Source organism: Scandinavium tedordense (assembly GCF_024764965.1).
In the GTDB taxonomy this organism is placed as follows: Bacteria; Pseudomonadota; Gammaproteobacteria; order Enterobacterales; family Enterobacteriaceae; genus Scandinavium; species Scandinavium tedordense.
This window is the reverse complement of the sequence record NZ_JALIGG010000057.1, coordinates 535,445-556,766: the sequence shown is the minus strand read 5'-3', so window position 1 is coordinate 556,766 and position 21,322 is coordinate 535,445. Positions and strand designations below refer to the sequence as shown.

The 21,322-nt window shown below is 51.8% G+C and carries 22 protein-coding genes; 4 read left to right on the top strand and 18 right to left on the bottom strand.

From position 1 onward, the window contains the following. The first annotated feature begins 54 nt into the window (after positions 1 to 54). Together MUU46_RS18610 and MUU46_RS18605 are read left to right on the top strand one after the other, a co-directional pair. Positions 55 to 1,488, top strand: coding sequence for an SDR family oxidoreductase (locus tag MUU46_RS18610; protein WP_258966301.1), 1,434 nt, complete (start codon positions 55 to 57; stop codon positions 1,486 to 1,488). Between the two features lie 96 nt (positions 1,489 to 1,584). Next, entirely contained in the window at positions 1,585 to 2,598 is a 1,014-nt protein-coding gene (locus MUU46_RS18605) for a 3-beta-hydroxysteroid dehydrogenase (protein WP_159753848.1), read from the top strand. Between the two features lie 76 nt (positions 2,599 to 2,674). On the opposite strand, the gene MUU46_RS18600 is transcribed toward MUU46_RS18605, so the two are convergent. The 15 genes from MUU46_RS18600 to gspC form a co-directional block, all read right to left on the bottom strand. Then, positions 2,675 to 4,510: a glycoside hydrolase family 19 protein gene (locus MUU46_RS18600; RefSeq protein WP_258966382.1), complete on the bottom strand. Its 1,836-nt coding sequence runs from the start codon at positions 4,508 to 4,510 to the stop codon at positions 2,675 to 2,677. Between the two features lie 305 nt (positions 4,511 to 4,815). Continuing rightward, complete coding sequence (iagB, locus tag MUU46_RS18595) at positions 4,816 to 5,265, bottom strand: type III secretion system invasion protein IagB (protein WP_258966300.1); 450 nt, start codon at positions 5,263 to 5,265, stop codon at positions 4,816 to 4,818. Positions 5,266 to 5,580: 315 nt separating this feature from the next. Beyond that, positions 5,581 to 5,886: a prepilin peptidase gene (locus tag MUU46_RS22895; RefSeq protein ID WP_309582946.1), complete on the bottom strand. Its 306-nt coding sequence runs from the start codon at positions 5,884 to 5,886 to the stop codon at positions 5,581 to 5,583. Positions 5,887 to 5,903: 17 nt separating this feature from the next. Next, on the bottom strand, positions 5,904 to 6,380 hold the full coding sequence (locus MUU46_RS22890) for a prepilin peptidase (RefSeq protein ID WP_309582945.1): 477 nt from the start codon (positions 6,378 to 6,380) through the stop codon (positions 5,904 to 5,906). After that, positions 6,377 to 6,862, bottom strand: a complete 486-nt coding sequence (locus MUU46_RS18585; protein WP_258966299.1) for a type II secretion system protein M — start codon at positions 6,860 to 6,862, stop codon at positions 6,377 to 6,379. The genes MUU46_RS22890 and MUU46_RS18585 overlap by 4 nt, the downstream gene beginning before the upstream one ends. Continuing rightward, on the bottom strand, positions 6,859 to 8,001 hold the full coding sequence (gspL, locus tag MUU46_RS18580) for a type II secretion system protein GspL (protein WP_258966298.1): 1,143 nt from the start codon (positions 7,999 to 8,001) through the stop codon (positions 6,859 to 6,861). Before gspL ends, MUU46_RS18585 begins: the two co-directional genes overlap by 4 nt. Positions 8,002 to 8,015: 14 nt before the next feature. Then, complete coding sequence (gene gspK / locus MUU46_RS18575; RefSeq protein WP_258966297.1) at positions 8,016 to 9,095, bottom strand: type II secretion system minor pseudopilin GspK; 1,080 nt, start codon at positions 9,093 to 9,095, stop codon at positions 8,016 to 8,018. An 8-nt stretch (positions 9,096 to 9,103) separates the two neighbouring features. Beyond that, on the bottom strand, positions 9,104 to 9,799 hold the full coding sequence (gene gspJ, locus MUU46_RS18570) for a type II secretion system minor pseudopilin GspJ (RefSeq protein WP_258966296.1): 696 nt from the start codon (positions 9,797 to 9,799) through the stop codon (positions 9,104 to 9,106). Beyond that, positions 9,786 to 10,184 (bottom strand): type II secretion system minor pseudopilin GspI, encoded by a 399-nt coding sequence (gene gspI, locus MUU46_RS18565; protein WP_159755225.1) that lies wholly within the window; start codon positions 10,182 to 10,184, stop codon positions 9,786 to 9,788. Before gspI ends, gspJ begins: the two co-directional genes overlap by 14 nt. Further along, the gene (gene gspH, locus MUU46_RS18560) at positions 10,177 to 10,662 is read right to left on the bottom strand and encodes a type II secretion system minor pseudopilin GspH (RefSeq protein WP_258966381.1); all 486 of its coding nucleotides are present in this window, start codon (positions 10,660 to 10,662) and stop codon (positions 10,177 to 10,179) included. Before gspH ends, gspI begins: the two co-directional genes overlap by 8 nt. After that, the gene (gene gspG, locus MUU46_RS18555) at positions 10,659 to 11,111 is read right to left on the bottom strand and encodes a type II secretion system major pseudopilin GspG (RefSeq protein ID WP_159753869.1); all 453 of its coding nucleotides are present in this window, start codon (positions 11,109 to 11,111) and stop codon (positions 10,659 to 10,661) included. Before gspG ends, gspH begins: the two co-directional genes overlap by 4 nt. Before the next feature lie 7 nt (positions 11,112 to 11,118). After that, positions 11,119 to 12,327, bottom strand: coding sequence for a type II secretion system inner membrane protein GspF (gspF, locus tag MUU46_RS18550; protein WP_258966295.1), 1,209 nt, complete (start codon positions 12,325 to 12,327; stop codon positions 11,119 to 11,121). Beyond that, positions 12,327 to 13,805 carry a type II secretion system ATPase GspE gene (gene gspE / locus MUU46_RS18545; RefSeq protein ID WP_258966294.1) on the bottom strand — a complete coding sequence of 493 codons (1,479 nt, stop codon included), beginning with the start codon at positions 13,803 to 13,805 and terminating at the stop codon, positions 12,327 to 12,329. The genes gspF and gspE overlap by 1 nt, the downstream gene beginning before the upstream one ends. A gap of 15 nt (positions 13,806 to 13,820) precedes the next feature. Then, positions 13,821 to 15,749 carry a type II secretion system secretin GspD gene (gene gspD, locus MUU46_RS18540; RefSeq protein WP_258966293.1) on the bottom strand — a complete coding sequence of 643 codons (1,929 nt, stop codon included), beginning with the start codon at positions 15,747 to 15,749 and terminating at the stop codon, positions 13,821 to 13,823. A 14-nt stretch (positions 15,750 to 15,763) separates the two neighbouring features. Beyond that, the gene (gene gspC, locus MUU46_RS18535; protein ID WP_159755228.1) at positions 15,764 to 16,495 is read right to left on the bottom strand and encodes a type II secretion system protein GspC; all 732 of its coding nucleotides are present in this window, start codon (positions 16,493 to 16,495) and stop codon (positions 15,764 to 15,766) included. 510 nt (positions 16,496 to 17,005) lie between these two features. On the opposite strand from gspC, the gene MUU46_RS18530 reads away from it, so the two are divergent. Together MUU46_RS18530 and MUU46_RS18525 are read left to right on the top strand one after the other, a co-directional pair. Beyond that, positions 17,006 to 18,484, top strand: a complete 1,479-nt coding sequence (locus tag MUU46_RS18530; RefSeq protein WP_258966292.1) for an ExeA family protein — start codon at positions 17,006 to 17,008, stop codon at positions 18,482 to 18,484. After that, positions 18,484 to 19,140, top strand: a complete 657-nt coding sequence (locus tag MUU46_RS18525; RefSeq protein WP_258966291.1) for a type II secretion system protein GspB, cryptic system variant — start codon at positions 18,484 to 18,486, stop codon at positions 19,138 to 19,140. The genes MUU46_RS18530 and MUU46_RS18525 overlap by 1 nt, the downstream gene beginning before the upstream one ends. Before the next feature lie 51 nt (positions 19,141 to 19,191). On the opposite strand, the gene MUU46_RS18520 is transcribed toward MUU46_RS18525, so the two are convergent. From MUU46_RS18520 to MUU46_RS18510, 3 genes are all read right to left on the bottom strand, one after another. After that, on the bottom strand, positions 19,192 to 19,815 hold the full coding sequence (locus tag MUU46_RS18520; protein WP_258966290.1) for a helix-turn-helix domain-containing protein: 624 nt from the start codon (positions 19,813 to 19,815) through the stop codon (positions 19,192 to 19,194). A gap of 305 nt (positions 19,816 to 20,120) precedes the next feature. Continuing rightward, positions 20,121 to 20,963, bottom strand: coding sequence for an N-acetylmuramoyl-L-alanine amidase (locus tag MUU46_RS18515; protein WP_258966289.1), 843 nt, complete (start codon positions 20,961 to 20,963; stop codon positions 20,121 to 20,123). Continuing rightward, positions 20,960 to 21,283, bottom strand: a complete 324-nt coding sequence (locus MUU46_RS18510; RefSeq protein WP_013366920.1) for a heavy metal-binding domain-containing protein — start codon at positions 21,281 to 21,283, stop codon at positions 20,960 to 20,962. The genes MUU46_RS18515 and MUU46_RS18510 overlap by 4 nt, the downstream gene beginning before the upstream one ends. Positions 21,284 to 21,322: the final 39 nt, after the last annotated feature.

Genomic DNA, 21,322 nt, shown 5'->3' with positions numbered 1-21,322 from the left:
TACGCAGCCACACATCTGAAACATGAAGTATGACGAGCAGTTAAGGAGAACAACGTGCCGCAAACAATACTGGTGCTTGGTGCCAGCGGCTACATCGGCCAGCATCTGGTCACCGAACTGAGCGCGCGCGGGGCAACCGTGCGGGCGGCAGCACGTAACACGGATCGTCTGCAAAAACTGGCGCTACCCGGCGTCAGTTGTCATCACGTTGACCTCAACTGGCCGGAAGACCTGCCAGCCCTGCTGGACGGGGTCGACACCGTTTATTTCCTGGTGCACGGCATGGGTGAAGGCGGGAACTTCGTCGCCCACGAACGTCAGGTAGCGCTGAATGTGCGCGACGCCCTGCGCCAGCAGCCGGTCAAACAAATTATCTTTTTGAGTTCGCTACAGGCGCCGGAAAATGAGCAGTCCGATCATTTACGCGCGCGCCAGATTACCGGCGAACTTCTGCGCGAGGCGGACATTCCGGTAACTGAACTTCGCGCCGGGATTATCGTCGGCGCGGGTTCTGCCGCCTTCGAAGTGATGCGCGATATGGTTTACAACCTGCCTGTGCTGACGCCGCCGCGCTGGGTGCGTTCCCGCACCACGCCCATCGCCCTGGAAAATTTGCTCTATTACCTCGTAGAATTGCTTAATCACCCGACGGACAAGCACCGCGTGCTGGAAGCCGCCGGGCCTGACGAACTGAGCTATCAGCAGCAGTTCGAGCATTTCATGCGCATCAGCGGTCGCCATCGCCTGTTGATTCCCATTCCCTTCCCCACCAGCTGGATTTCGGTGTGGTTCCTCAACGTCATCACCTCCGTGCCGCCGACCACCGCCAAAGCGCTGATTCAGGGACTAAAACACGATCTGCTGGCTGACGATCGCGAACTTCGGGCGCTGATCCCGCAGACGCTTATCTCTTTTGACGAAGCGGTGAAGCGCACGCTGAAAGAGGAGGAGCAGCTGATGAACTCCAGCGACTGGGGCTACGACGCCCAGGCTTTCGCCCGCTGGCGGCCAGAATATGGGTATTTTCCAAAGCAGGCGGGCTGCACCATCAGCACCTCCGCCAGCCTTGACGCGTTATGGCAGGTTGCCAATCGGCTCGGCGGCAAAGAGCGCTATTTCTTCGGCAATATTCTGTGGGATATTCGCGCCGCGATGGACCGTGTGATGGGACATAAACTGGCCAAAGGCCGTCCGGAACATGAGATGCTGCAAACCGGTGACGCGGTGGATAGCTGGAAAGTGATCATCGTTGAACCGCAAAAACAGCTTTCGCTGCTGTTCGGCATGAAAGCGCCAGGCCTCGGGCGCCTCACCTTCAGCATGAAGGATAAAGGCGACCATCGTGAAATCGATGTTCGCGCCTGGTGGCATCCGCACGGTATGCCAGGCTTATTCTATTGGCTGCTGATGATCCCCGCACATCTGTTCATTTTTCGGGGTATGGCAAAGCGCATTGCCAGGCTCGCCGAAGAAATCACGCAAAAATAGACGTAACGAGAGTTTTTCTTCGTAGTTACCCATTGCAACTCAGCGTAATTCACGGAAAAATGCGCACGAAATTCTTTTCAGACACAGTGGATTGATATGAAGGTACTGGTCACCGGAGCCACCAGCGGTTTAGGCCGTAATGCGGTGGAATATCTACGTCGTAAAGGCATCAGCGTCAGAGCAACCGGTCGCAATGAAGCGATGGGTCGTCTGTTGGAAAAGATGGGCGTGGAATTTGTGCATGCCGATCTGACCGAGCTGGTCTCTTCCCAGGCAAAAGTGATGCTCGCCGGGATCGATACGCTGTGGCACTGCTCCAGTTTCACGTCCCCTTGGGGCACGCAGGAAGCCTTCGATTTAGCCAACGTGCGCGCCACGCGTCGTTTGGGCGAATGGGCCGTTGCCTGGGGCGTGCGCAACTTTATTCATATCTCGTCACCGTCGCTGTATTTTGATTATCACCATCATCGTGACATCAAAGAAGAGTTCCGCCCGCAGCGTTTTGCCAATGAATTTGCCCGCAGCAAAGCCGCTGGCGAAGAGGTCATTAACCTGCTGGCGCAGGCGAATCCGAATACCCGTTTCACGGTACTGCGCCCGCAAAGCCTGTTTGGTCCGCACGATAAAGTGTTTATTCCGCGTCTGGCGCAGATGATGCACCACTACGGCAGCGTGTTGCTGCCACGTGGTGGTAATGCGCAGGTCGATATGACTTATTACGAAAATGCGGTACATGCGATGTGGCTGGCGAGCCAGCCGCTGTGTGATTCACTGCCTTCCGGTCGCATCTACAACATCACCAACGGCGAGCCGCGCAGCCTGAAAAGCATCGTGCAAAAGCTTATCGACGAGCTGGATATTGAGTGCCGCATCCGCTCGGTGCCCTATCCGATGCTGGATATGGTCGCCCGCAGCATGGAAAAATTCGGCAACAAGGCGGCGAAAGAGCCCTCTTTTACCCATTATGGTGTCTCCAAACTGAACTTTGATTTCACGCTGGATATCAGTCGTGCAGAACAAGAGATCGGCTACCGGCCGATTGTCACCCTGGATGACGGCATCGTGCAAACGGCACACTGGCTGAAAGACCACGGCAAGCTGCCACGCTGACATCAACGGATAAACAAAAACGCGGCGAAGTCACCCTCGCCGCGTTTTTTGTTACGTCAGATCCACTCAGAGAGGATTAACGTGCCGTCCAGGCTTCCTGCCATGCCAGGCCTTTGCCCGGTTCATAGTAAGCCGGTGCAACGTTACACCAGCCTGCATACGGCTGAGGTTTACACTGGTACAGCTGGCCGTTGTTGATGACGATATCGCCTGCTTTCCAGGTGGTGTTCGCACTCCATGCCGGATAGCTGCCCGCAGGCTCTTCGTCACCTGATGGCGTCTGCGCCTTCGCCTTCACATTCAACAAGTAAGAAGTGGTGCTGCTCAATTCACCGTCAGAAACGGTCAGGCTGACTTCATACTGTGCGTCAGTTGCTGTTTCAGGGGCATTGAACGAAACCACTGCTTTGTCTTTTCCGCTGAGGGTCTGACCGTCCTGAGCACGCCAGGTGTAAGTCAGCGCAGTGCCTTCGGCATCGCTTGACGCCTCTGCACTCAGCGATACGTGAGCACCGGCTTCCACCGCACCAATCGGACCGGCAATGTGGGCAACCGGAGCCTGGTTCACCACGACCGGCACTTCTGGCTCTGGCGTCGGTTCTGGGGTTGGTTTTGGCGTCGGTTCTGGCGTCGGTTCTGGCGTCGGCTCTGGTGTTGTTCCACCTTCGGATGGGTTAACAGGCGTGCCCTGATCATCGACGAGATTGACGTTAAAGAAGTGCTGTACGCACTTGCTGTAGTCACCCTCTTTAAAGGCACTGAACGGGGTCTGATAGCCTACCAACTGGCAAGAATACGTCTGACCGTCAGGGGTATCAGCACTCCATCCCCAATCCTGTTCCCAGTAAATTTTCAGTGCGCCTGCGCCGCCTTCATCAAATTGCTTCATGTTGGCACAGCCCAGTACTTCATTCGCGGGAACCGGGACCTTCAGGTAGTTCGCGAACTCTTTGTAGTACTTAATACGGTTCTGTGACTGAGCGATTTCCGTCGGACCACCACACTCAACACCGCCGTTGATGATTTGGGTGGTGACCCCAAAGCCCGGCACCAGGCCATTGGCTTTATCATGATCGTTCGGTACCCAACTCCCGTCGATCACTTGCAGCATGCTTGGCTTAGGTGGTTGTGGGTAGGCGAAGAAGAAGATAGCGCTGGCCAGGTTCAGCCAGGTATCAGCCACCAGATCAGGTTTATCCAGCAGCACACGAACATCGCCGAACATGGCTTCGGAGAAGGGACCGTAGTTGTAGTTATAAGAGAGCTGTTTCGCTCCGCGACCGAAGTAACTGAGGAAATCGCCGTCTTTATCGGTACCGCACGGCCAGGTCTGCCCCTGCCACACTTCCGGGTTACATTCGCCGTTATAGCCGCCCTTCTGACCTTCGCTCCAGCCCATTTCGCGAACGTGAACCAGTGCCTGGCGCCATTCACCTTCCGGACGCCAATTTTCATGCCCACCGGTTTCTTGTGCAAAGTGCGCAAACATGGTCGCCAGCTCTTTGCGACAAATCGCATCGCTGTCACGGCCATCGGTATAGGTTGAACAAAGTGCCGGGAATTTTCCAACCGCCTTCAGGAAGTTGCTGTAGGTGTACTCTTTGGCACGCAGTGGGAACAGATACTCCCAGTCGCTGGCCTTCACCATACCTTCAACGCGTTTTACGTTTTCCGGATTAGAGGTGCGACCCGGCTCAATTTGTTCAACGACGCTGTTATCCAGAGTGCGAATGGTATCTTTCACTGACTGCATCAGCGGAAAGTTAGTCAGATCCTGTTCTTTTTTTGCCAAATCGCTGGCTTTGATGGTGTAAGGTTCGCCAGAGGTCGCTTGCAGCCCCCCTGCCTGTGCCAGTGCGGGTGCGATACATGCCCCCGCAACAAAGACACTCAATAACGTCCTTTTATTCATCATATTTCCTGATTTCTCTTTTAACGTGAAATTTTTCCCGGTTAATGAAATTGACGTAGACCCAAAATAATTCGAAATGCAGGAAGGCGGCGAGCGACAAATTTGGCCCGTTAACGGCTAGCCTCCGGGGCCACTGCCAGCAGCGTTAGTTCTGCTTTCAGTAGATTTGTCAGATGAGTAAACGCAGTCAACACACATACAGCTTGAAGTATGACGGGTATATAACGTCAAATAATAACCGGACCTTACTGCCTGCTTTCATTTTTTGAAGAAAACCATCGATTCCCTTCAAAAAACAAAACCCATTAGCGAGGCATTTTTGGTTTTATTCTTTGATATTTATTCCAGACTTTTCTGGCATATTTCATTCGTAGCCCAAATCGATTTTTTTTCAACCCGGCGTTATATGCCCCTACCGCCTTCCAGTTATTTCCATACACTTTAATCATGTCAGCAAGAATAGACGCACCGACCATAATTGACGTGCAAGGTTCGTTAACCAGTCGATGGCGAGTAATACCACGCTTCGCCAACACAGGAAGATGGATACTATTTATTTGCATTAAACCAATGTCATACGTTCCATCGTTATTTTTACTGACCGCCTCTGGATTCATACCAGACTCCACTTGGGCAATAGCCAGTAATAACCAGGGATCAACATGATGATTTTTTCCCGCTTTACTCCAACAATCTGCATGAGCACAGGAACTCATGAGCACCAAAGCGACAATGACCCATTCAACTAATTTCACTGTAATCTCTCCTTCATGATCTCCTTTTCGCAGACTGCACGCGGGTTTAATCCTCGTTGACGATCATACTCAGTGTGCCTGTACCGAAGTTGCGGAATTAAATCCGATACACAGCGGCAGATATTCAGGTTTACTGATAATAAGCCGTCGTCAGTCATCGCGGATACCTGTCACACTTCAAACTGCATATGCGTTGACTTTTCTGCGACTCGAATTATTTTGGGTTTAACCCGATGAATAAATTAACGTACAGAGAGAAAACCCGCCTTTTATTTGGCCACTAAAAAGAACAGCAAAAATTATTGACAGGTGATTTCAAACAATATAATCAGCGAGTTGTAACGTCAGAACGATAATCCCGGCAACGCTTAACCCGGGTCCAAATGGAATAATCGTGTTTTTTCCAGAATGTTGGCGGGTAAAAAAATAAAAAATAATACTACTGCTCGCCGCAATCAGTACCAGCGTGGGTAATGCTTGCCAGCCAACCCAGGCTCCCAGCGCAGCCAATAATTTAAAATCACCGAACCCCAGTCCTTCACGCCGGGTGAGCAGGAGAAAAACCCAATATAGCAGCCATAGGGCAAGGTAACCGGCGACCGCACCATACAGTGCATCCACTAACAGGAGATGTCCGGTCAACGCGTTCCACAACAATCCCCCCACAGCAGCGGTTGGGTAATGGCGTCTGGTAATAACAAATGCCGCAGATCGATAAGGGTGAGTGGCAACAATGCACACCAGACTATCCACAGTGACAAAAAATCCTGTGGTTCAGGAAAACCCCAACAGCTAAGGGCAAAAAACAGCGACGTCATCGCTTCGATCATCAGCAAGCGCGCCGGGATAGCCGTGTGGCAATGCCCACAGCGTCCGCGCAGTAAAAGCCAACTCAGCAGCGGGATATTCTCCCACCATCTCAACGAATGCTGGCATTGCGCACAATGTGAAGGCGGATACATCAGGCCGTCGGTCATCGTCTCTTCTGCCTGAATACTGGCAGGGAGGCGTTCAACCACGACCCCCAAAAAACTGCCTAAAATTGCTCCAAGGATCCCACCCATAATGCAAAATTGAAGTGGGAACTGGTCACGTAACATCAGCAGGAGACTCATTTTTCAGTGTTCCAGTGCAGCTGAACCTCTGCTCTCACCTTGCTCGCTGAATCGACTGGCGTGAGTGTCAATTTCTGTACCTGGGCGCCAGAAGAGAGGTTGATTTCCCGTAGCCAATTTTTCAGTTGGAACATATCGATTTGAGCTACGCTGAAGGTCAGTCCGGTCCCTTGCTGATTCATATTAAGTAACGGTATGTTTAATTCTCTGGCGCTTATTTCAACAAGGTTAGGCACATTTGCGGTTTTAACTTTACGAACCGGGATATGTTTACTGTCAATTTCATCACGCATCCACATCAGTGTTTCCTGTTGCCGTTTCAATGTCTGCTGGCTGTGTTTATTCATCAACATTAAGGGTTGCCAGGCGCCATAATAGAACGCGGTACACCCCAGAACTACGGTGCAAAAAAGGAGCAAGGTGCGTTCACGCGCCGTATATTGCTGCCAACGTGAATACAGTTTTTGAACGTGCTGTTTCATTTTGCCGTTCCTGTGATCATTGCCGTCCAGGGTGCCTGCAGCGAGACCGGCTGTAAGGTGAAAGCGAACTTATCGCGGGTTTTGTCGACAAATTGCTGCAGTGCCTGTTGCTGTGACGCCTGTACCAACAAAGTGATACGATCCCCGCTCGCGTCATACTCCACCGAATTCACCTGTATGCCTGGTACCGCCTGCTTCAGTTTATTCAGCTCGTCGAGTTGCATGAAAAAACCATTCTTCTCTTTTTTCAGGTTTTGACCGAAATGGTATTTGATATTGGTCGTATGCTTCATGTGGGGAAAATGATGTTGGTAAAGCTGAATGATCTCATCCTGTAGCTGGTTTTCCTGTTGGATCAGTAACCATCCGCTCAGTGCAGGCGGCAGTAAGAAGCTACAGACCACCAGCCCCGCCGCGCCAGCTAACGCCCAGCGACGCCCTTTCGAGGCCCCGGGAGCGACACGGACGTCAAATACGCCATGCAGTAAGTTAGCTTTGCACTGTTTCCACTGCGGCTGAATAAGCACCAATGGATGTTGAGGTTCATGGCATTCGGTGACAGTAATGCTTTCAGGCATTACGCCGTAAGCACAGAGGGCCTGCTCAGGGTTTTGCCCTAACAGTAAGGGCAGCAGCGAGGCATCACAGTTGCCTGCGCTAAAGTTGGGGAAGCGTAACCAGTAACTATCCTCCAGCACCACCGCCGTACAGCCCTCTGCTGTTTCCGGCAACAGGATGGCATCGGGCAGTGCCTGAATAACCTTCAATCCTGCCAGTTGACACTGGGTCAGCCAGAATCGCAGACGTTCGGCGTCGATAGCGACAGCATCAACGTCGGGGCCTTTCTTTCGCAGAACCGTCCAGTGTAACTCATCCACATCACCGATCAGCGTCTCCTCGGCCAGCCATGAAAAAGGCGTAGCCTGGCCACAAAATGTCTGCCTCGGCAGCGTAAAGTGGCGGAACACCATATCGCTGGCGGGCAGCAACAGACACACCTGTGACGCCAGTGCATTGCTGCTCAACTGATGTAAGGATTCCCCCCCCACCAGTACGCCAACCTGTGCGCTGTCGGACTCACACCACCATATTTTTCCGTCCTCGGCGCTATCGGGACGGATAAAAAGCACTCGTTTCATAAAGATGACTTTCGTTATTCAATCATACGGTAACGACGCTGCCAGACCTTAACCTCGCCTGAGCCACTGTCGAGATGTAATTGGGTGACAACACGCAGCGTTAACGCATCGGTTGACCCAGTGCTGTTCACGGTAAAATATTGACTATTGATGCCGATAAATTCCCGGCTTTGTTCCAGACTCTCTTTCTTCACCGAAAACTGTTCCTCTAACTGTTTTTCGAATGCCTGCACGCTCTCCCAGCCCTCTTTCGGTCGGGACGCGATCACTCGCATGGCATCATCTTCCGTCAGCGCCCCCTCTAACAGTGCGGCCAGCAGCGGAGCTTGTGCTTCCGTTAGCGTGTTGATGTTCACTTTGTTCGTGGTATCAGGTAAGGCACAAAGCACGCGGCTGACTTTCACCCAGCTTTTCGCCGGAAATGCCGGTAACAGACGCAGTTCGTTAAGCGTGCGCATCATTTGGTTGCCCGGTAACTGCGGGGCATTAATCGCGGTCCAGGCATCACTTTCTTGTTCCCCCTTTACCGTTGTCTCATCAGGATCCAGATAGTCCACCAGCTGATCGTAGACCTGTTCCGCGCTCATGCTACTCATGCCAGCATTCTCCAGCAGTTTCTGCAGAATCAGCTGCTGACGAGGCTTTTCCGCTATACCCTGGGGGGGAGCGATAGCTGTTGTCTGAGTCGTTGCTGTGGGTTTCTCCGCGCTTTTTGGTGATGCTGTTTCGGGGGCTGATGGCTCAGGAGAGTCGGTGCCTTCGGTCGCCAGCAGGCTATTGACGTTAAAACAGTGTTGCGCATCTACAACCTGGCTCACAACGCGATAGTGTTCCCCCAGGGTTTCCACCGGCTCCTGCCAGATGCCCTCTGTTTGCAACGGTTTATCTTCGCCGCCACCCTCTTCATGCAGAATTTGCTCGATCACTGGCATCTGTGCCTGTATCGCCCAGCGCAATTGCTGCTGGCTGTTCTGATAATGGATTTTTTGCACATTGCGGCAAAACTGCTGACTGATACGAGATGCCAGTACTGACATCATCACCAGTAAAATCAGTACCACCAGTAAGGCGACCCCACGCTGTTTTTGCGCCATGCGTCTCCTCATGGCTGGCCTCCGCTCGTCACGGGTTGCGCTTCTGCGGGCTGAGCGGCCGAAGTATCCGGCGGATTAACCGTATCGCTCTGCTCCTCCTGCTGCTGCTGAGTATCTGGTGCAACAGGCGTGAGGGTTGACACATCCATATTGCCCGGCGTCAGAAAGACCCAGCGCCAGGTTTCGTCATTCTCCATGGTCAATGCCAGCTCTACCCCTTCAGGAAAATGCAAGGTGTCGTTCCATTCCTCGCTCCATCCCTGCTGATAAAAACGCCACTCTGCTGTTTTCACCTTATCGAGGATAGGTACTTCTTCAGGTTCACTTTCAGCCGGTGCATCAATCGCCGGCCAGACTTCACGCCACAACTGCTTATCATGAAAACGCCAGCCGATACGCTCGAGCTGTACCCGCCCACTGATCCCACTGAGCGTGGTCAATTGCAGCCCTTCATCGCTGTAGATAAAAGCAACGTCTGGCGCATCACGCGGACCACGGGCCTGCAGTTGAAAGAAGTCACGTTCCAGCAAGTTGTACGCGCGCTGTAACTGATTAAGATCGTTTGCCCGCACATTGGTTGCCGCCGTGGTACGCATCGCACCATCCAGAATTTGCCAGGCCAGCAGGCTGATGATGGCGAACACCGTCAGCGCAATCATCACCTCCAGTAAGGTAAAACCTTGCTGTCTCTCACTGCGCCGCATCGGTTTCTTCCCCGATAACAGGGGTTTGCACCCGCAGCGTAATAACCGGATGGCTGTCGTCGCCTTCGGAAAAGATAGCGACTTCATTGGCAAAGCCGTTGTCTCCGGTATCGACACGCTGCTCGCGCCAGTGCCACTGACGACCGCCCATCGTTTCATCACCCTCCCGCGCCTCAGCGGGGAAATCACGCTGCGCGAGAGCCGCTTCTGCCAGCTGATTCTCAGCCAGCCAACTGGCTTGCAGTGAGTCACCGAGGCTGTGAGTAAAACGGACGTTCAGCGAGACGGAATTCATTAAGGCTAGCGCGGCGGTAGAAAAAATGGCTAACGCCACCATGACCTCCAGTAATGTCATTCCTCGCTGTTTGTGGTTACCTTTACTCATCATTTTCGACCTTGACCGGCGATGCTCCCTGTGAAATCACGCGAAAACGGTGCTGTTTATCCACGCTTTGCAGCATTAATGTAAAACGCCCTATTTCACCGTCCGGCAGAAAAATAATTTGGGGTTCCGCATCAAGCGTCGCCGCCAGACGCTGGGGAGCGAGCGAGACGTGCATCTCTTGCGGAAATTGCCCCTGCGTCACGATCCTTCCGGCCGTCAACGGTACCCAGTACGTGATGTCATTTTTCTGCTGGGCAGTGACCAACTGATAATACTGGTCGGTGATCACCAGGCCATGAATATTCCCATCCATCACCGCCCGATCGGAACCATATTCCACGAGGGACTTAAAGTGCTGCCCAAATATATCCGCACTACTCCGCGAAGGGATTGTAGTGACAACCAACATGGCGCTACTGGCAAAAATCATCAGTGCCAGAATAATCTCCAGCAGCGTAAACCCACGTTGCTTCATTATTTTTCTTTTTTATCCAGCGACCAGTTAGTAATATCATCAGCCGTATTGACTTCACCATCCTGCCCTGAAGAAAAAACATCCACCGCGCCATGTTCGCCAGGACTGACAAGCAGATAATCATTGCCCCATGGGTCGGTTGGCAGACGGCGAATATACCCCTCAGTACGATATCCATTCGGGATCGGCGCCACTTCAGGTTTGGTCACCAGCGCCTGCAGACCCTGGTCTGTCGTCGGGTAACGATGGTTATCGAGTTTATACATATCCAATGAACCTTCGAGCGCCACAATATCACTGACCGCTTTTTGGTTATCGGCACGTTCTTTATTCCCCATCAGGTTGGGTACGACCATACTGGCTAATACGCCAAGAATAACAATAACCACCATCAGTTCGAGTAATGTAAAACCCTGCTGGCGCCTTACATGTAATATATTATTTCGTTGCATAATTGTTTTATCCCACCATATTATTGAGTTGAAGAATTGGTTGTAATATTGACAGCACAATAAACAACACCACGGTTGCCATAGTGACGACCAGTGCCGGTTCGAATACAGAAAGCGTTAACGTAATACGATGCTGTAGTGCGCTCTCCTGGTTTTCTGCGGCTCTGTCCATGAGTGGCCCAAGCTCACCGCTCTCTTCTCCTGAGGCCACCATATACAACATGGTCGGAGGGAACAGACGCGCCTGCTCCAGCGCGGCATGTAGGGTCGAGCCCTGACGAACGGTCTCTGCGGCCGTGGCCATTAGCTGCCGGGCGTAACCGTTCTCCAGACCTTCCATGGCAATCAACATGCCATCGAGTAGCGGGACACTACTGGCCTGTAAAATACTTAATGTACGGATATAGCGAGCACTATTAATCGCCCGTACCAGTTTCTGAATCGGTGAGCGCGTCACCAGCCAGCGATGATAAGCAAAGCGGTTTTGTGGCTTTTTAAGCCAGATTTTCCAGCCAATAGCGGCGACCACCAGGCTGACACCCATCAGCAAGCCGTAAGCCTGCAAGAAATCACTCACCGCAATCAGAATACGGGTGGTCATCGGCAGTTGTTGTTTCATATGTGTAAACTGATCAATCACCTGCGGCACCACGGCCACCAGCAAAATACAAATAACGACCACCGCCACCACCGTCAGGGTGAGCGGATAAACCATTGCCTGAGTCAGTTTGCTTTTCATTTTCTGTCGCTGTTCGTTGTATTCCGCCAACTTTTCCAGCACGCCGCCCAACGCCCCTGACTTTTCACCCGCCATCACCAGTGCACAGTAAAGTTTGTCAAAAATGCGCGGATACTGGCTGAGTGCTTCATTTAGCGTATGGCCTTCTACTACTTTGTCGCGGATCTCACTCACCAGTACCGACAGTTTTTTATCTTCCGACTGTCGGGAAATGGCTTTTAACGCAGTCTCCAGCGGCAGGGCAGCATTGACCAGCGTTGAAAGCTGCCGGGTAAATAGCGACAGCGATGCCGCAGTAATTTTGCTTTTTTGCTGCGATGATTTCCCCACCGACTGTTCACTGACCGTACTGATGCTGAGCGGTAATAACTGTTGTTCGCGCAGTTGCTGGCGTACCTGTTTGGGGCTTTCTGCTTGCAGGGTTCCGCGCCGCGTTTTTCCCGCAGCGTCGGTGGCGCGCCAGGCAAACCAGGCCATTATTCGTCCCCTCCGTGCTCGGCAGTAACGCGCATTACTTCTTCCAGCGAGGTGATGCCGTCGATCACCTTCATCAAACCGTTTTCTCGCAGACTGTAAGCCTGTTTGAACAGCGCGGTTTCGATGGCCATTTCATCTTTGTCTTCATGGATAGCCCGGCGCATGGTGCTGTCGACAACCAGGAATTCATGAATGCCCGCGCGGCCTTGATAGCCACTCTGACGGCAATGTTCACAGCCGACAGCGCGATAAATCACTTTTGGCGGGGTGGCCATAAAACTGAACAAGACGCTTTCACTGCTATCCAGCGGAGTGGTTGTCCGGCAGTGCGTGCACAAACGACGAACCAGCCGCTGGGCAATAACCCCAAGCAGCGAGGAACCAATCAAAAACGATTCCAGCCCCATATCCCGCAGACGGGTAATTGCCCCCGCCGCACTGTTGGTATGCAACGTGGACATCACAAGGTGGCCGGTCAAGGAGGCCTGGACGGCTATTTGTGCGGTTTCACCGTCACGAATTTCCCCGATCATCACCACGTCAGGATCCTGACGCAGAATGGCACGCAGGCCACGGGCAAATGTCATCTCCACGCGGGGATTGACCTGGGTCTGCCCGACGCCTTCCAGCTCATACTCGATAGGATCTTCGACCGTCAGAATATTGCGTTCATGACCATTCAGCGCCGACAGAATGGCGTACAGGGTGGTACTTTTTCCGGAACCGGTCGGGCCGGTCACCAGGATAATGCCATGCGGCCGCGCAATCAGTCCCTTCAGCTGTTTCAGCTCTGCGTCAATCAGTCCCAGCTTGTCAATGTCGGGTCTCAGGTTGCTCTTATCCAGCAGACGCATCACTACCCGCTCGCCATATTGCGAAGGAATGGTCGAGACACGCACATCGATAGCCTTACGCCCGATGCGCAGGGAAATACGTCCATCCTGCGGCAGACGTTTTTCCGCGATATCCAGCTTTGACATGACCTTGATCCTTGAGACCAATAACGGCGCCAGTTTGCGTGCCGGTTGCAGAACCAGTCTCAGCACACCGTCGACGCGAAAACGGATACCCAACGAGCGCTCGAAGGTTTCAATATGGATATCCGACGCCCCTTCTTTCACCGCTTCGCCGAGAATGGCGTTGATCAACCGGATAACCGGTGAGTTTTCATCGTTATCCAGCAAATCCTCGTTATCGGGGATCTCTTCGGTGAGCGCCATCAGGTCGATGTCGGCATCCATATCGTCCACCAGTTGCTGCGAAACACCGCTGCTCTGTTGCCAGATACGCTGCAACAGCTCATCAAACGCCTCAGCAGTCAGGAGCATCGGAATATACGATCGTCCTAATGCCCGGCGGAGTTCTAACAAGGCAAACATCGGTGCATTCTCACGCACATACGCCTGATTGTCGTAAAACAGTACGCCATGCTCTTTGGCATAGTTACTGCTACACAAATAGTTAGTCAGCTCGTCCATGTCTCTTACCTGCCATTATTCTGCGAAGGGATTACGCGGCATTGAGGTTGAAGTCGAGGTGGCTGGCGCTGTCGGTGATTTTTCCGACCAGGCAGGCAGCACCGTATTTCCTTCCGGTTCAATAATGCCGAGTTTCTTCTCTTCCAGACGCTGCTGTTGGCGGGCCCGCACCTGGTCGTATTTCTCTTTCGAAGCGGCACTGAAATTGTCGTCATCACGCAGCACGGTGGTATGGATAAACACCATCAAGTTGCGCTTCGAAGTATCCTGAGAGGTGTAGCGGAACAGTTGGCCGACCAGCGGAATATCTCCCAGCAGCGGCACTTTCGATACGTTCTGCTTGGTGACATTCTCGATAAGCCCGCCCAGTACCACGGTCTGACCGCTGTGTACCATCACTTCATTACTGATGGTGCGGGTGTTAAACGTCGGACCGAGGGACGCATCTTCCGTGGCGTTGGCGTCAACACTCGACACTTCCTGTTCAATTTTCAGATGGATCGTGTCGCCATCGTTGATCTGGGGAACAATTTTGAGTTTGGTCCCCACCGTTTTGCGTTCAACGGTATTAAAGACGTTATCACCGGTGGTGGTTTGCGAACCGGAGAGCACCGGGACGTCCTGCCCCACGTTGAATGACGCCTCTTTGTTGTCGAGAGTCACCACACTCGGCGTGGAGAGAATATCGTTCTTGCCGTCGGTCGACAGGGCGCTCAACAGCACGCCGAAATCGCCATTAAAGAACCCAGTCGCCAGGCCATTGAATCCTACGCCCTTGTTTGCCCCACTCTTCACCTGGCCAATAGGTAAACCCGTGCCGGTAAACTGTGTGCCTCCATGTTTGCTGCTCCACTGCACGCCCGCATCCAGTCCGGAACCGTCCTGGACTTCGGCGATAATCGCCTCGACCAGCACTTGCGCCCGGCGGATATCCAGTTTTTCGATCACTTTTTCAAGTGAATTCATCACATTGGGTTGGGCGGTGATCACCAAAGAGTTAGTGGATTCATCGGCACTAATACTCAGATCATCTTTACTTGCACTGCTTTTGTTTTTCACCTGCCCGGTTTTATCTTTCATTTGATCGCCGATCCCCGTCAGCACGGGCACAATTTTGGTCGCACTGGCGTATTTCAGGTAGAACACTCGGGTGTTGCCTTGATTATCCTGTTCGCGGTCCAGTTTGCTGATCAGCTGGCGTGTTCGCCCACGGGCTTCTGCCGTACCGCTGATAACCAGACTGTTTGTTTCGGTTTCCGCGACCACTTTTGTCGCCAACTGCGGTGCGTTTTGCCCTTTTTGCTCCTCATTGTTGAGGTTGTTCAGCATGTCTGACAATTCGCGGGCAGATGCGAACTTCAGCTGTACGATTTCACGGCGCTGCATCCCCGACTTATCCACACGCGCCACCACATCGACCAGGCGATTCACCACCGAGGCTTTACCGGTGAGCAACAGCACGTTAGAGGGCTCAAAATGGACAACATTTCCTAAGCCGGATGCATCATTCAACTGACGTAGCAAAGGGGCGAGTTCACGTACTGGCACATTTTCCATGCGCACAACGCGGGTGATTATTTCATCACCTTTGCCGGGATTTTTGCTGTCCACCACAGGCGCACCAGCGATACGCGCGGCCGTTGAGCGCACGACTTTGATCATTCCATTGTCCATCGGGATCACCGACAAACTGTACAAATCCAGTACGCTAAGGAAAAACTGATAATATTCATCCTCGGTCAGCACGTTATACGTTTTGACCGAGATCTCCGCCTGAATGGAGGGATCGACGAGAATGGTTTTATTCAGATTACGACTGACGGTATCAATAAACTCACGAATATCGGTATTTTTAAAACTGGCGCTGAATGTCGCCGCCAGGGTTGAACCCGAATATAACGCGAGTGCAACCAGAGAAGCACACGCCCATGGAAATTTATTCATATTGGTTACGCTTGTTAATTGTTTAAAACATTAATTTGAATGTTTTTCAATTGAGCGTGGCGTCGTACAACGACCTCCGCCGCTTTCATTTTAGACCAGTTTGCGATAACGGCTTTTGCTTGCTCTGCTTGCGTCATATCGCTCTCATCAACTTTTACGACAATATCCCCCAGCTCAAACCCGCTGTATTTAAAATAGTCGGAGGCATTCCGGGGATTAATGTTATAACCCTGAAGTTTTCCATCCTGCATAGCCGGTTTGAGCACAAAATAATGGCTCAAACTCAAGCCAGCAAGACGCATACTGGCCGTCACTTTTTCCACCGGTGGCGTCTGTACCTCACCTTTAAAATAATCAGGCGGCTTAAGTTCCAGCGCGTGTGATACCCCCTGATATTGCACCACCACGCGGTCCTTATTGATCGCCTCAACCCATGCGTCATCATGGTCAGAAAGTGTATCGCCCTCCCGATAGCTACGCTGCTGACCGCCGGTCTTAATCATTGCAAAAGAGAGCCAGGCTTCATCACTGTGAACAATGCCTTCAACTTCAGCTGACAGCGGTGTCAGGGTGACGGTTTGCGTATTAACCTGTTCAACGGTTGGCGTGAAGAGTAAAAAAGGTGTAGCTTCCTCGCCCGTTTTACGGGCCCGATGTTTAGCACCTGTTAATTTATCAACAACTTTTTTATAATCTTTATAAGCGATATAACCCTGATACCCGCCGAGCATCATCAAAACAAACATCATACAGGGCGTCACCAGCCGGTATAAAAACGGCATCCTCATTATAAAAACCTTATATACCTATCATACTTCACGTTGCATGTGCGTTGGCTGCATCTGCTCAAAAAGCCAAAGCCTTTTGTTCTGTATCTTGAATTATGTTGGATAGAGAAAACCTTAATCGCCTATGACCACAAGGGCATGGCTTCAAATCCAATTAATAGGTGCAGATTTTAATCATCCTGGGCTGTTCGCTCCACTGTCTTCGCTATTAACTTTCACGAAAAAAACCGTTGACTTCCCTCTCCGGAATGAAGTGGAAAAAGCGCGACTACTTTTATCCTCAACGCAAATTGACGATATTAAGGGCTTCACATACTTTGTCGGGGCACATTTCCATCCTGGTAAAATTAGAGACAGAGTGAACTCGCTATGTATTTGCAATATTTTCAATTCGCGACTCCGCCGTTCAGGCAGGTCACGACCACATCAGGCAAGTTCACTGTCGCCTATCATCAGGATGTGTACGGCATGCTGGCAGAAAACGCTACTCAACCAGGTATCGCTGGACTCTTTAGTGGTGACGAAGAATTACTCAAGCAATTTAGCGATACACTGAGCGAGTCGTTCGTTGGCTCACAAACCATTAATGCCTTTCCGGAATTATCCGCTGAGACGCTGCTGTATAAACTCCATCCAGAGGCAAAGAGCAGCAAAAACCGGATTCAGGCTATCGATGCTATTTTGCAGCGCTGGCAGTCGCAATGCTGCAGTAAAAAGCCGGCGACCAAACTTCTGGTAATCTCAGCCGCGCAGGCAATGCGTGACACTGCCTGGTCAGTGCTGGGCATGCTGCTGACCCGCGCACAGGAACTGGGTTTTACCCTGACACTCCTGCTGACCGGTACGGCGCAGGCAGAAGCGAAACTGATGTCAGACTCCGGACTGCCAGGCCTGGTGCATACCCGGCACAGCATGCGTCCTCTGTCAGGCCGTGAATGCCAGGCCTACTTTGCCGCCCGAATGGAAGAACAAGGCGTGGAAACTTCTCCCTTCCCACGCGATCGTATCCGTAAAATACACGCTCTGACGCAGGGCAATCTCACGCAGGTCAACCGCCTGGCGCATCTGGCACTGCTGGCGGCGTGGACTGAACGCGCCTCCAGGGTCAGCGCCCGGCATTTACGTCTTGCGGCCAGCGAAATCATCCCGGCCCGTCGATCCACTAAAAAATGGGCGACTGTAGCGCTGATTGCCATGCTCGCCTGCCTGGCGGGTGGCTGGTATGTTCCGCCGTCATGGACCGCTAAATTGTCATTATCTGTACCGACACCGGTGAGCTGGAAGCGCATGGCGCATGCCGAGGTCCCTCCCTTGCCCCCATCAATTAACAACGAGGCGATAAGCCCGGCTGACGGTATGCATCAGCTCTATAAAATCTGGGGCTATGCGGCAACGGCTGATGATGCTTTATGTCAGAACGCTGGCCGAGTGATGCTCCAGTGCAGACAGGGTAAGGCCACACTCACGGAACTGGAAAGCGGAGGCTATCCGTGGATTGCTGAACTGAAAACCGGCGAGCGTCTGAATTACGCCGTCGTGGTACATATTGAAAATAATACGATCGATTTGCTGCTTAATAACCGCACCTGGCAAGTCTCACGCAACTGGTTTACACAGAACGCCACGGGCAATTACACCCTGCTGCATCGGCTAACGCCGGATGGGAAAAACAGTGTAAGCGCAGCCAGCCAGGTTAACGATATCAGCTGGCTCGACAACGCGTTAAGTCAGGCGCTGGGCCTGCCGGTGATCCACACCACGACGTGGTCGACAGAACTGGTTAAGCGTATCCGGGAATTCCAGACAAAAATGGGTTTACGCGTCGATGGCCTACCCGGTGATGAAACATTATTCCGTCTGATACATGCTGTCGGTATGGCACCAACGGTGACGGATGCGGTGCATCTGACTGACACCAACACACCACAACAAGGGAGCGGGTCATAATGTCTGTGATACGTCTCGCCGCACAGCGCAGCGCCGCCACGGGTGAAGCGGTCTATTTCACCCGGCGACTGCCGGACTTGCGTCAATGGTTGCTAAAAGGGATTTTCTGGCTGATCTGTCTGGTCACGTTGGTGACCGCGGGGTTCTATGCTCATCTGTACTGGCAATGCCGACATCCCGGCCCCCCATCGTCGGTAAAAAAGGTGGGTAAGCAGGATGTGATACTTTCAGATATGCATTACGTCTATGTGACAAAAGCGTTCCCGCCACCGACACCAGTGCCAGTACCGCAAACGGCTACACCAGCGAGTCAAAATAAGGTATCCGATAGAACGGACGATGATGACTGGAAGCACACGCCGGACGGTTCTCTGGCCACGCAACTTTTGCCTGGCAGTGGTGACAACTCGTCATTACCTATAAGCAGTACCTCACAGCCAGCAGTAAATAGTCCCTCGTTAGAAGAGCGATTATTACAGGCGATAAAAGAACAACAGCAGGATTATGCGCAAGGAAAAATCCCTGACGTTACACCGCAAGATGATCTGTCCATTACGCAACCAGCATCATCAGGTACAGCGGATCTCATTTCAGCACCTCAATCGTTGGGGCGAAATAAAAGTGCAGGAAAGTACATGGGTTCACCGACCACATAAATACCCCATATTATCGACAAAGAGGACGCGAATTTAAATGGCAGGATATAATCAATAACGTTCCGGTAGAGTAGTCATACTCAACAAACGGCCTTTTTCAATCACTATATACTGTCCTTTTTTTAAATCGGAAAGGATTTTTATAATAGTGCTGCGTGCCAGGTCGGTATATTCCTGAATGTAATCATAAACGTTAATGTCGCGATTGTGATTAATGATCAGTTCATATATTTCGAGTAAAAACTCACGAATGACCTGGTAAGCACTGCGGGCAACCAGCACGTCATCGCGTTTTTTAAAGACACACAAGAACCACGAGAGGACTTTCGTCAGCGCTTTCCATTGATTGTGTTCAGTTACCATCTGGATAAAGTCATTTTTATCAATCTCGCGCACCATGATATTTGAACGAGCAACACCGTGAACATTGCTGATATCGTAAAACAGGTTGGCAAGACCAAAGACGAACGGTCCTTGTATGGTGAACATACATAACTCATCGCATGAACGGCGAAATTCAACTTCACCTTCCAGAAGAATATAAATACTGTTGCTGTCAGAGCCTGAAAATTTTTGCCATTTTTTTAACTTTTTCTCAGGGTAATCTTTGGTTAAATCGATAATTGATCTCAATTCAGATTCCGGGCGCAAGCTTTTACCGTAAATACTTAACATAGTTTTTACTCAATTTAATAAAGATATTGAAGGTAATAACATCGCTTCATGTAATTGCAAACAATCACACGCCACCACGTTATTAAAGCCTTAGTAACCCATTAACGATGCAATAATTTTATTCGCGCACACTTTTTTATATTAAAAATGTCTTGCGGAGTGGTTTAATCATAGGCGGGATGAATAAGTTAAGTCAATTTATCAGATCGAAATTTGAAATGTGTGTTTCGTAAATTGTATAAATATCACTATCTATTTCAATTCGTTACGTTCTGACTTGCGGTGGCCAGAACGTAACCGGTCACTCAACCCTGACCATATTTTTCCAGTAACGCTTCGGCTATCGCCTGAGTTTGCGCATCCGCCACGCCGTCCCACCGTTCGGGGCGGAAGTGCATCTGAAACGCCATAATCACCCGTTTTCTCTGCGTGTAGGTCATACCCGGTGTCACTTCATAGCCATAACGTGCGAGCAAATCCAGCACTGACCCGCTATTCACCTGCTCCGACGGCTGACGGCCGTTGAGATAAAATGCCACCCGATTTTCATCAGGCCACGCGCCTACGCCCTGCTTCGCCAGCTGTTGCCATGGAAAACGCGGCCCAGGATCGTCTTTACGCTGCGGCGCAACGTCCGCATGCGCCACCACGTTTTGCGGTTCAATGTGATAACGGGCAATGATGTCTTTTGCCAGCGGGATAAGCGCATTGATTTGCGACGGAGAGAAAGGCGTAAAACTTTTTATGCCCGCGGTTTTCTCCCAGCCTTGGTTTTCCAGTTCGATACCAATTGATGTGTCATTTATACGCGTGGCCCCACGCCAGAAGCTGGCCCCCGCATGCCAGGCCAGATCCTGTTCCGGAACCAACTGCCAGATAAGTGGTTTACCTTTGCGTTCAGGCGGCGTGTCCGGGATCAAGTAATGCGCACTGACCTGCTTATCCGTCAGCGTCGCCAGAGACGTCTCAAAATCACCGGCGGTGTAATGGATAACCAGCATTTTGATGCGCGGGTAAGCATTGGGCGCCGGATGGCTCGTATCCAGCATATAGCCCGGTTTGCTGATGAGATTCTGCCGACTGGCATCGTTATCACTGCCACAGCCCGCCAACAGCAGCGCCAGGGCTATCGGTAAAAAACGCTTCATCGGCGCACTTTAACCGCAGTACCGCTGACACTTACCATCAGCATGCTGCTGTCTTTGCCGACGGTTTCATAGTCGATATCGATGCCAACCACCGCATCCGCGCCCAACGCTTTGGCCTGCTCACCAAGCTCCTGAAACGCAATTTCACGCGCTTTGCGCAGCTCTTTTTCGTACGCACCGGAGCGCCCACCGACGATATCGCGGATACCGGCAAAAAAATCACGGAAAATGTTCGCGCCGAGAATCGCTTCCCCGGTCACCACGCCGCAGTACTCGACGATGGTTTGCCCTTCCAGTGTTGGGGTCGTTGAAAATTGCATTCGTCCTCCTTCTTCAATGCCTTAGCTCAGTTAATCAAA

Bases quoted from the DNA above. Each gene is read 5' to 3' on its own strand.
- gspJ (WP_258966296.1), bottom strand. From the start codon at position 9,799: ATGCGGCGCAGTGAGAGACAGCAAGGTTTTACCTTACTGGAGGTGATG.
- gspK (WP_258966297.1), bottom strand. From the start codon at position 9,095: ATGGCGCAAAAACAGCGTGGGGTCGCCTTACTGGTGGTACTGATTTTA.
- MUU46_RS22890 (WP_309582945.1), bottom strand. From the start codon at position 6,380: ATGAGTCTCCTGCTGATGTTACGTGACCAGTTCCCACTTCAATTTTGC.
- gspC (WP_159755228.1), bottom strand. From the start codon at position 16,495: ATGTTTGTTTTGATGATGCTCGGCGGGTATCAGGGTTATATCGCTTAT.
- gspD (WP_258966293.1), bottom strand. From the start codon at position 15,749: ATGAATAAATTTCCATGGGCGTGTGCTTCTCTGGTTGCACTCGCGTTA.
- gspI (WP_159755225.1), bottom strand. From the start codon at position 10,184: ATGAGTAAAGGTAACCACAAACAGCGAGGAATGACATTACTGGAGGTC.
- gspE (WP_258966294.1), bottom strand. From the start codon at position 13,805: ATGGACGAGCTGACTAACTATTTGTGTAGCAGTAACTATGCCAAAGAG.
- MUU46_RS18510 (WP_013366920.1), bottom strand. From the start codon at position 21,283: ATGCAATTTTCAACGACCCCAACACTGGAAGGGCAAACCATCGTCGAG.
- MUU46_RS18605 (WP_159753848.1), top strand. From the start codon at position 1,585: ATGAAGGTACTGGTCACCGGAGCCACCAGCGGTTTAGGCCGTAATGCG.
- MUU46_RS18525 (WP_258966291.1), top strand. From the start codon at position 18,484: ATGTCTGTGATACGTCTCGCCGCACAGCGCAGCGCCGCCACGGGTGAA.
- gspG (WP_159753869.1), bottom strand. From the start codon at position 11,111: ATGCAACGAAATAATATATTACATGTAAGGCGCCAGCAGGGTTTTACA.
- MUU46_RS18520 (WP_258966290.1), bottom strand. From the start codon at position 19,815: ATGTTAAGTATTTACGGTAAAAGCTTGCGCCCGGAATCTGAATTGAGA.
- MUU46_RS18515 (WP_258966289.1), bottom strand. From the start codon at position 20,963: ATGAAGCGTTTTTTACCGATAGCCCTGGCGCTGCTGTTGGCGGGCTGT.
- gspL (WP_258966298.1), bottom strand. From the start codon at position 8,001: ATGAAACGAGTGCTTTTTATCCGTCCCGATAGCGCCGAGGACGGAAAA.
- gspF (WP_258966295.1), bottom strand. From the start codon at position 12,327: ATGGCCTGGTTTGCCTGGCGCGCCACCGACGCTGCGGGAAAAACGCGG.
- MUU46_RS18585 (WP_258966299.1), bottom strand. From the start codon at position 6,862: ATGAAACAGCACGTTCAAAAACTGTATTCACGTTGGCAGCAATATACG.
- MUU46_RS18600 (WP_258966382.1), bottom strand. From the start codon at position 4,510: ATGAATAAAAGGACGTTATTGAGTGTCTTTGTTGCGGGGGCATGTATC.
- MUU46_RS18530 (WP_258966292.1), top strand. From the start codon at position 17,006: ATGCTGGCAGAAAACGCTACTCAACCAGGTATCGCTGGACTCTTTAGT.